Annotated in this window: 8 protein-coding genes; all 8 read right to left on the reverse strand. The window is 51.4% G+C overall.

Annotated features, from left to right (window positions below; all coding sequences use genetic code 11):
- Positions 1 to 19 precede the first annotated feature (19 nt).
- The gene (gene rpoB, locus AC2FAP_RS23765) at positions 20 to 4048 is read right to left on the reverse strand and encodes a DNA-directed RNA polymerase subunit beta (RefSeq protein WP_020882980.1); all 4029 of its coding nucleotides are present in this window, start codon (positions 4046 to 4048) and stop codon (positions 20 to 22) included.
- 319 nt (positions 4049 to 4367) lie between these two features.
- Complete coding sequence (rplL, locus tag AC2FAP_RS23770; protein WP_014168154.1) at positions 4368 to 4733, reverse strand: 50S ribosomal protein L7/L12; 366 nt, start codon at positions 4731 to 4733, stop codon at positions 4368 to 4370.
- A gap of 66 nt (positions 4734 to 4799) precedes the next feature.
- Positions 4800 to 5297 (reverse strand): 50S ribosomal protein L10, encoded by a 498-nt coding sequence (gene rplJ / locus AC2FAP_RS23775; RefSeq protein WP_004097644.1) that lies wholly within the window; start codon positions 5295 to 5297, stop codon positions 4800 to 4802.
- 291 nt (positions 5298 to 5588) lie between these two features.
- The gene (rplA, locus tag AC2FAP_RS23780) at positions 5589 to 6293 is read right to left on the reverse strand and encodes a 50S ribosomal protein L1 (RefSeq protein WP_006810530.1); all 705 of its coding nucleotides are present in this window, start codon (positions 6291 to 6293) and stop codon (positions 5589 to 5591) included.
- Between the two features lie 3 nt (positions 6294 to 6296).
- A complete protein-coding gene (gene rplK, locus AC2FAP_RS23785; protein WP_008808007.1) occupies positions 6297 to 6725 on the reverse strand; it encodes a 50S ribosomal protein L11 in 429 nt (142 codons plus the stop codon).
- A 155-nt stretch (positions 6726 to 6880) separates the two neighbouring features.
- The gene (gene nusG / locus AC2FAP_RS23790) at positions 6881 to 7426 is read right to left on the reverse strand and encodes a transcription termination/antitermination protein NusG (RefSeq protein ID WP_003862341.1); all 546 of its coding nucleotides are present in this window, start codon (positions 7424 to 7426) and stop codon (positions 6881 to 6883) included.
- Between the two features lies 1 nt (position 7427).
- The gene (secE, locus tag AC2FAP_RS23795; protein ID WP_003862342.1) at positions 7428 to 7811 is read right to left on the reverse strand and encodes a preprotein translocase subunit SecE; all 384 of its coding nucleotides are present in this window, start codon (positions 7809 to 7811) and stop codon (positions 7428 to 7430) included.
- A 229-nt stretch (positions 7812 to 8040) separates the two neighbouring features.
- Positions 8041 to 8177: EF-Tu C-terminal domain-related protein (locus AC2FAP_RS23800; RefSeq protein WP_072163719.1), on the reverse strand; the 137-nt coding region annotated here is incomplete at its 5' end.

Raw genomic sequence — 8177 nt, forward strand, 5'->3', positions numbered from 1 at the left:
TGACCTGTTTGAGCGAGAATTACTCGTCTTCCAGTTCGATGTTGATACCCAGCGAACGAATCTCTTTCAACAGTACGTTGAAGGACTCTGGCATGCCCGGTTCCATCTGATGATTGCCGTCCACGATGTTTTTATACATCTTGGTACGACCGTTCACGTCATCAGACTTAACGGTGAGCATTTCCTGCAGGGTGTATGCTGCGCCGTATGCTTCCAGCGCCCACACTTCCATCTCCCCGAAGCGCTGACCACCGAACTGCGCCTTACCACCCAGCGGCTGCTGAGTAACCAGGCTGTAAGAACCGGTAGAACGAGCGTGCATCTTGTCGTCGACCAGGTGGTTCAGTTTCAGCATGTACATGTAACCTACGGTTACCGGACGCTCGAACTGTTCACCGGTACGGCCATCAAACAGCGTAATCTGACCAGACGTTGGCAGACCACCCAGTTGCAGCAGCTCTTTGATTTCAGCTTCTTTTGCACCGTCGAATACCGGCGTTGCAATCGGCATACCTTTGCGCAGGTTCTCTGCCAGACGCAGCACTTCTTCATCGCTGAAGGTGCTCAGGTCGACTTTCTGACGAACGTCGGTACCCAGATCGTAGGCACGCTGGATGAATTCGCGCAGCTTCGCGACTTCTTCCTGCTGTTTCAGCATGGCGTTGATCTTATCGCCGATACCTTTCGCAGCCATACCCAGGTGGGTTTCCAGAATCTGACCGATGTTCATACGAGACGGTACGCCCAGTGGGTTCAGTACGATATCTACCGGCGTACCGTTAGCATCGTGCGGCATATCTTCGATCGGGTTGATCTTAGAGATAACACCCTTGTTACCGTGACGACCTGCCATCTTATCACCAGGCTGGATCTGACGTTTAACAGCCAGATACACCTTAACAATCTTCAGCACGCCTGGTGCCAGATCGTCGCCCTGAGTGATTTTACGGCGTTTCGCTTCGAGTTTTTTCTCGAACTCGTGTTTCAGTTCGTCATACTGCTCAGCCAGCTGTTCCAGCTGATTTTGTTTCTCTTCGTCGGTCAGGCCCAGTTCCAGCCAGCGATCGCGTGGCAGTTTGTCGAGCTTCTCAGCTTCAACGCCACCGGCAACCAGCACCGCATAGATACGGCTGAACAGACCCGCTTCGAGGATCTGCAGTTCTTCAGACAGGTCTTTCTTAGCCTGTTTGAGCTGCATCTCTTCGATTTCCAGCGCACGCTTATCTTTCTCAACGCCGTCACGGGTGAAGACCTGAACATCGATAACCGTACCGGAAACACCGTTTGGTACACGCAGAGAAGAGTCTTTAACGTCAGACGCTTTCTCACCGAAGATAGCACGCAGCAGTTTCTCTTCTGGCGTCAGCTGGGTTTCACCTTTCGGCGTTACCTTACCAACCAGAATGTCGCCGCCGGTCACTTCTGCACCGATGTAAACGATACCGGATTCATCCAGTTTGGAGAGCGCAGCTTCACCCACGTTAGGGATGTCAGCGGTGATCTCTTCTGGCCCCAGCTTGGTGTCACGGGACACACATGCCAGTTCCTGAATGTGGATGGTAGTGAAACGATCTTCCTGAACCACACGCTCGGAGACGAGGATGGAGTCTTCGAAGTTGTAACCGTTCCACGGCATGAACGCTACGCGCATGTTCTGACCGAGCGCCAGTTCACCGAGGTCAGTGGACGGACCGTCTGCCAGCACGTCGCCGCGCTCAACGGGCTCACCCAGAGACACACAAGGCATCTGGTTGATACAGGTGTTCTGGTTAGAACGGGTGTATTTGGTCAGGTTATAAATGTCGATACCTGCTTCGCCCGGGTACATCTCGTCTTCGTTAACTTTGATAACGATACGGGAAGCATCCACGTACTGAACAGTACCGCCACGTTTAGCCACCGCAGTAACACCGGAGTCAACGGCAACAGCACGTTCCATACCGGTACCAACCAGCGGCTTATCAGCACGCAGAGTTGGAACGGCCTGACGTTGCATGTTCGCACCCATCAATGCACGGTTGGCGTCATCGTGTTCCAGGAACGGGATCAGGGACGCACCGACGGATACCACCTGCTGGGTGGATACGTCCATGTAGTCAACCTGGTCGCGGCTGAACAAGCTGGATTCGCCTTTGCTACGGCAGGTAACCAGATCTTCTACAAAGTGGCCTTCGTCATCCAGGTTGGAGTTCGCCTGAGCGATAACGTAGTTGCCTTCTTCGATAGCAGACAGGTAGTGAATTTCGTCAGTTACAACACCGTCGGTCACTTTACGGTACGGCGTCTCAAGGAAACCGTATTCGTTAGTCTGTGCGTACACGGACAGGGAGTTGATCAGACCGATGTTTGGACCTTCAGGCGTTTCGATTGGACATACGCGACCGTAGTGAGTCGGGTGTACGTCTCGAACTTCGAAGCCTGCACGTTCACGGGTCAGACCGCCTGGGCCGAGTGCAGAGATACGACGTTTGTGCGTGATCTCAGACAGCGGGTTGTTCTGGTCCATGAACTGAGACAGCTGGCTGGAACCGAAGAACTCTTTCACTGCTGCAGAAATCGGCTTGGCGTTGATCATATCCTGAGGCATCAGGGTATCCAGATCGCCCAGAGACAGACGCTCTTTCACCGCACGCTCAACACGTACCAGGCCAACGCGGAACTGGTTTTCCGCCATTTCGCCTACGGAACGGATACGACGGTTGCCGAGGTGGTCGATATCGTCCACTTCGCCTTTGCCGTTACGGATATCGATGAGCTTCTTCATCACTTCGATGATGTCGTCTTTGCTCAGGATACCGGAACCTTCGATCTCATCACGCAGCAGAGAACGGTTGAACTTCATACGACCAACCGCGGACAGATCGTAGCGGTCTTCGGAGAAGAACAGGTTCTCGAACAGGCTTTCAGCCGCTTCGCGAGTCGGTGGTTCACCAGGGCGCATCATGCGGTAGATTTCTACCAGCGCGCTCAGACGATCGGTCGTTGGATCGACGCGGATAGTCTCAGAGATATAAGGACCGTGGTCCAGATCGTTGGTGAACAGCGTTTCGATGCGTTTGTGGCCAGACTGGCTCAGCTTAGCCAGCAGATCCAGGCTCAGCTCCATGTTCGCCGGGCAGATCAGCTCGCCAGTTGATTCATCAACGTAATCTTTCGCGGCTACTTTTCCAGCAATGTATTCAACCGGAACTTCGATGAGTTTGATATCATCTTTTTCCAGCTGACGGATGTGGCGCGCGGTAATACGGCGGCCTTTTTCCACATACACTTTGCCGTCGGCTTCGATGTCGAACGACGCGGTCTCACCACGCAGACGCTCTGGCACCAGCTCCATCTGCAACTTGTTGTCGCGGATTTCAAAGATTACTTTCTCAAAGAACAGGTCCAGGATCTGTTCAGTGGTGTATTGCAGCGCACGCAAAATGATGGTCGCAGGCAGTTTACGACGACGGTCGATACGGACAAACAGGTTGTCTTTAGGATCGAACTCGAAGTCCAGCCAGGAACCACGGTAAGGAATGATACGCGCGTTATACAGTACTTTACCGGATGAGTGTGTTTTACCTTTATCGCTGTCGAAGAAGACACCCGGGCTACGATGCAGCTGGGAAACGATAACACGCTCAGTACCGTTGATGACGAAAGTACCGTTGTCTGTCATGAGTGGAATTTCACCCATGTAGACTTCTTGTTCTTTAATGTCTTTTACGGTGCCTTCTGGCGCTTCGCGCTCATAGATCACCAGACGCAGTTTTACGCGCAGCGGTGCGGAATAGGTCACGCCACGGATCTGACATTCCTGAACGTCAAACACCGGTTCGCCAAGGCGGTAGCTGACGTACTGCAGCTCGGAGTTACCGCTGTAGCTCTGAATCGGGAACACGGAACGGAAGGCTGCTTCCAGGCCGTACTGCCCTTCAGGATCTTGCTCGATAAACTTCTGGAACGAGTCAAGCTGGATAGAAAGGAGATATGGAATGTCCAGAACTTGTGGACGTTTACCAAAATCCTTACGAATACGTTTTTTCTCGGTATAGGAGTAAACCATAGGGTTCCTCAGCTCGCTGACAAGTCGACCCATCTGTCCGACGAAGGGACAGTTTGTGCAACACCATTTTGTGGACCGGAAAATTGAATACTTTCCGCAATACCTGTTGCTATCACGCTTAAATCATTTCGTCGCGATTTACACAGAGCGCGCACCCTGTCGCAATATATTAAGTCGTCGATAGAAACATGCATTGTCAGGACAACCAGTAGTCAAACAGTGTGAAATGCTACTGATGCCTTACAGCGCAAAAAGGCTGGTGACTAAAAAGTCACCAGCCATCAGCCTAATGACTTAGGCTGCAACCAGAAAAGTTGGCTTATTTAACTTCAACTTCAGCGCCAGCTTCTTCCAGAGATTTTTTCAGTGCTTCTGCGTCGTCTTTGCTCACGCCTTCTTTCAGCGCAGCTGGAGCAGCTTCTACCAGGTCTTTAGCTTCTTTCAGACCCAGGCCAGTTGCGCCACGTACTGCTTTGATAACAGCAACTTTGTTAGCGCCAGCAGCTTTCAGAATTACGTCGAATTCAGTTTTTTCTTCAGCAGCTTCAACCGGGCCAGCAGCTACAGCTACAGCAGCAGCAGCGGAAACACCGAATTTTTCTTCCATTGCAGAGATCAGTTCTACAACGTCCATTACGGACATAGCTGCAACTGCTTCAATGATTTGATCTTTAGTGATAGACATTTAAATTGTTCCTGAAAATCAGAATAAGTTTATACGTAAGCAAATGCTTTATAAAGATAACTGCGATTAAGCAGCTTCTTTTGCATCGCGAACAGCAGCCAGAGTGCGAACCAGTTTGCCAGCCGAAGCTTCTTTCATGGTTGCCATCAGGCGTGCAATTGCTTCTTCGTAGGTCGGCAGGGTTGCCAGGCGATCGATTTGCGATGCCGGGATCAACTCACCTTCAAAGGCTGCAGCTTTGACCTCAAATTTTGCATTCGCTTTCGCGAACTCTTTGAACAGACGAGCAGCAGCGCCCGGGTGTTCCATAGAGTATGCAATAAGGGTCGGACCAACAAACGTGTCTTTCAGGCACTCGAAAGGAGTACCTTCAACTACGCGACGCAGCAGGGTGTTACGAACAACACGCATGTATACGCCAGCTTCACGACCTGCTTTACGCAGTTCAGTCATTTTGTCTACAGTAACGCCACGGGAATCCGCAACTACTGCAGACAGCGCGCCTTTGGCTACTTCGCTGACTTCAGCAACAATCGCTTGTTTGTCTTGAAGATTTAAAGCCATTAGCTTTGCTCCTGGATGTTTGCCGGAACTCATGTTCCGGAACTCACTTCACTCTCCCCAACGGAAAGAGCGTCTTAATACGGTGAGCAGAAACAAGCCAGAGTATCCAAAAATAATCTTAGCGTTCTGTCACCGTCTACGCAGGGCATTAAGTTTCTTGCGAAACACCTGCGGTCTTCGACGGAGGCCTGGATTAGGCCAGGCTCCAACGAACAAATCTTTTAGCCGCTAACTTTTGTTAGCAAACGTGGGGGTAAGATTGTAGACAAAATCACCGCCCACGTAAAGGCATTAGTTTGCAGCAGCGCTCAGGCCAGCCTGGTCAACTGCAACACCTGCACCCATGGTGGTGGAGATGCTAACTTTCTTGATGTACACGCCTTTCGCCTGAGTTGGTTTTGCTTTTTTCAGCGCAACCAGCAGAGCTTCCAGGTTTTCTTTCAGTTTGTCAGCGTCAAAGTCCACTTTACCGATGGTGGTGTGGATGATGCCGTTTTTGTCGTTACGATAACGAACCTGACCTGCTTTAGCGTTCTTAACAGCTTCAGCAACGTTAGGGGTTACAGTACCCACTTTCGGGTTTGGCATCAGGCCGCGTGGACCCAGAACCTGGCCCAGCTGGCCAACAACGCGCATTGCATCTGGAGAAGCAATAACAACGTCAAAGTTCATTTCGCCTTTCTTGATCTGGTCAGCCAGATCTTCCATACCTACCAGTTCAGCGCCGGCAGCTTTAGCCGCTTCAGCGTTTGCACCCTGAGCAAATACAGCTACGCGTACGGAACGGCCAGTACCGTGTGGCAGTACAGTTGCACCACGAACGTTCTGATCAGATTTACGAGCATCGATGCCCAGGTTAACAGCAACGTCAACGCTTTCAACGAACTTAGCGGTAGCCAGTTCTTTCAGCAGAGCGATAGCTTCGTTGATGTCGTACTGTTTGGTCGCATCAACTTTGTCACGGATCACGGACATGCGCTTGGTCAGTTTAGCCATTTCTTAGTCCTCCACTACCAGGCCCATGGAACGTGCAGTACCTTCGATTGAGCGAGTCATCGCTTCAATGTCGGCACCAGTCATGTCGGCAGCTTTGGTCTGCGCGATTTCCTGCAGCTGAGCGCGGGAAATTTTACCCACTTTGTCTTTGTTCGGTTTACCGGAACCAGACTTAATACCCGCCGCTTTCTTCAGCAGAACTGCTGCTGGAGGGGTTTTGGTAACGAAAGTGAAAGAACGGTCAGCGTATACAGTGATAACAACTGGGATTGGCAGACCTTTTTCCATGGATTCGGTTTTGGCGTTGAACGCTTTACAGAATTCCATGATGTTCACACCCTGCTGACCCAGAGCTGGACCAACTGGTGGACTTGGGTTCGCCATACCTGCTGCAACCTGCAGCTTGACGTAGGCTTGTACTTTCTTAGCCATTCTAAAATCCTCTGATTGGGTGATAACGCCTCAAGGAGGCTCCCCGTGAATAAAATCGTTTTACAGGCCGCAGCCCATAAAAACAAAAGGCGCGAAATTGTATTCCAATCTCGCGCCTTGTGCAACGATTAAATCGTCGCTTTTTTGATCGCTGCTTAGGCTTTTTCTACCTGGGCAAAGTCCAGTTCTACCGGGGTCGCACGACCGAAGATAGAAACGGACACTTTCAGGCGGGACTTTTCGTAGTCCACTTCTTCAACCACGCCATTAAAGTCAGCAAACGGACCGTCATTAACACGAACCATTTCACCCGGTTCAAACAGCGTTTTCGGACGCGGCTTATCACCCACCTGCTGCAGGCGGTTCATAATCGCATCAACTTCTTTGTCGCTGATTGGTGCCGGACGGTCAGACGTGCCGCCGATAAAGCCCATCACGCGCGGTACGCTGCGCACCAGGTGCCAGCTCGCGTCGTTCATAACCATCTGAACCAGCACGTAACCCGGGAAGAATTTACGCTCGCTTTTGCGACGTTGGCCGCCACGGATCTCGACCACTTCTTCGGTCGGAACCATAACTTCGCCAAATAACTCTTCCATGTTGTGTAATTTGATATGCTCACGCAGCGACGTTGCTACGCGGCCTTCAAAACCGGAAAACGCCTGAACGACGTACCAGCGCTTTTTAGGGGCTTCAGACATCTCAGAACCTCAGGCCAGTGATAAAGGATACCAGGCGAACCAGAATACCATCCAGTCCCCACAGGATCAGTGACATTACAGCGGTAACCGCCGCTACGATCAGCGTGGTGTGCAATGTTTCCTGGCGAGTCGGCCAAATTACCTTGCGGACTTCGGTACGCGCTTCGCGAGCAAAAGCGACAGTCGCTTTGCCTTTTGTCGTCAACAGCGCGACACCACCCGCTGCAGCAATCAGAATTACCACTGCAAGCGCGCGTAGCGGCAGCATCATGTCACGATAAAGGTAGTTGCCGACAATCGCTACGATCAGCAGCACGGCTACGACTACCCATTTCATCGCTTCCAGGCCGCGCCCGCTCCCTTGAGCTTCGGTATTCGCACTCATAAACCAACCTGTCAGAAGTATTCTACAAACATTTTCACCCCGCGATTGCGAGGCAAACCAAATCGAAATGCTAATTCGCTTTTCGGATTATACGCTCTCTGCAGAGCCTGTCTCAGCAATGATTATGACAAATTTAATCACTGATGAGCCAGGTTCTGATCTGAAAGCGTGCAAAAAGGGCATCAAATGATGCCCTTTTATTGCGCATTGCGTCAAATGTTATCAGCAATTAGCCGAGAACTTTAGCAACCACGCCCGCGCCAACGGTACGGCCACCTTCACGGATTGCGAAACGCAGACCGTCGTCCATCGCGATTGGGTGGATCAGCGTCACAACCATCTTGATGTTGTCGCCTGGCATTACCA

The organism is Enterobacter cloacae complex sp. 394I7 (genome assembly GCF_057320345.1).

What these genes read in the sequence shown, in the direction of transcription:
- nusG (WP_003862341.1), bottom strand. Translation starts at nt 7,426, where the DNA reads ATGTCTGAAGCCCCTAAAAAGCGCTGGTACGTCGTTCAGGCGTTTTCC.
- secE (WP_003862342.1), bottom strand. Translation starts at nt 7,811, where the DNA reads ATGAGTGCGAATACCGAAGCTCAAGGGAGCGGGCGCGGCCTGGAAGCG.
- rplK (WP_008808007.1), bottom strand. Translation starts at nt 6,725, where the DNA reads ATGGCTAAGAAAGTACAAGCCTACGTCAAGCTGCAGGTTGCAGCAGGT.
- rplJ (WP_004097644.1), bottom strand. Translation starts at nt 5,297, where the DNA reads ATGGCTTTAAATCTTCAAGACAAACAAGCGATTGTTGCTGAAGTCAGC.
- rpoB (WP_020882980.1), bottom strand. Translation starts at nt 4,048, where the DNA reads ATGGTTTACTCCTATACCGAGAAAAAACGTATTCGTAAGGATTTTGGT.
- rplA (WP_006810530.1), bottom strand. Translation starts at nt 6,293, where the DNA reads ATGGCTAAACTGACCAAGCGCATGTCCGTGATCCGTGACAAAGTTGAT.
- rplL (WP_014168154.1), bottom strand. Translation starts at nt 4,733, where the DNA reads ATGTCTATCACTAAAGATCAAATCATTGAAGCAGTTGCAGCTATGTCC.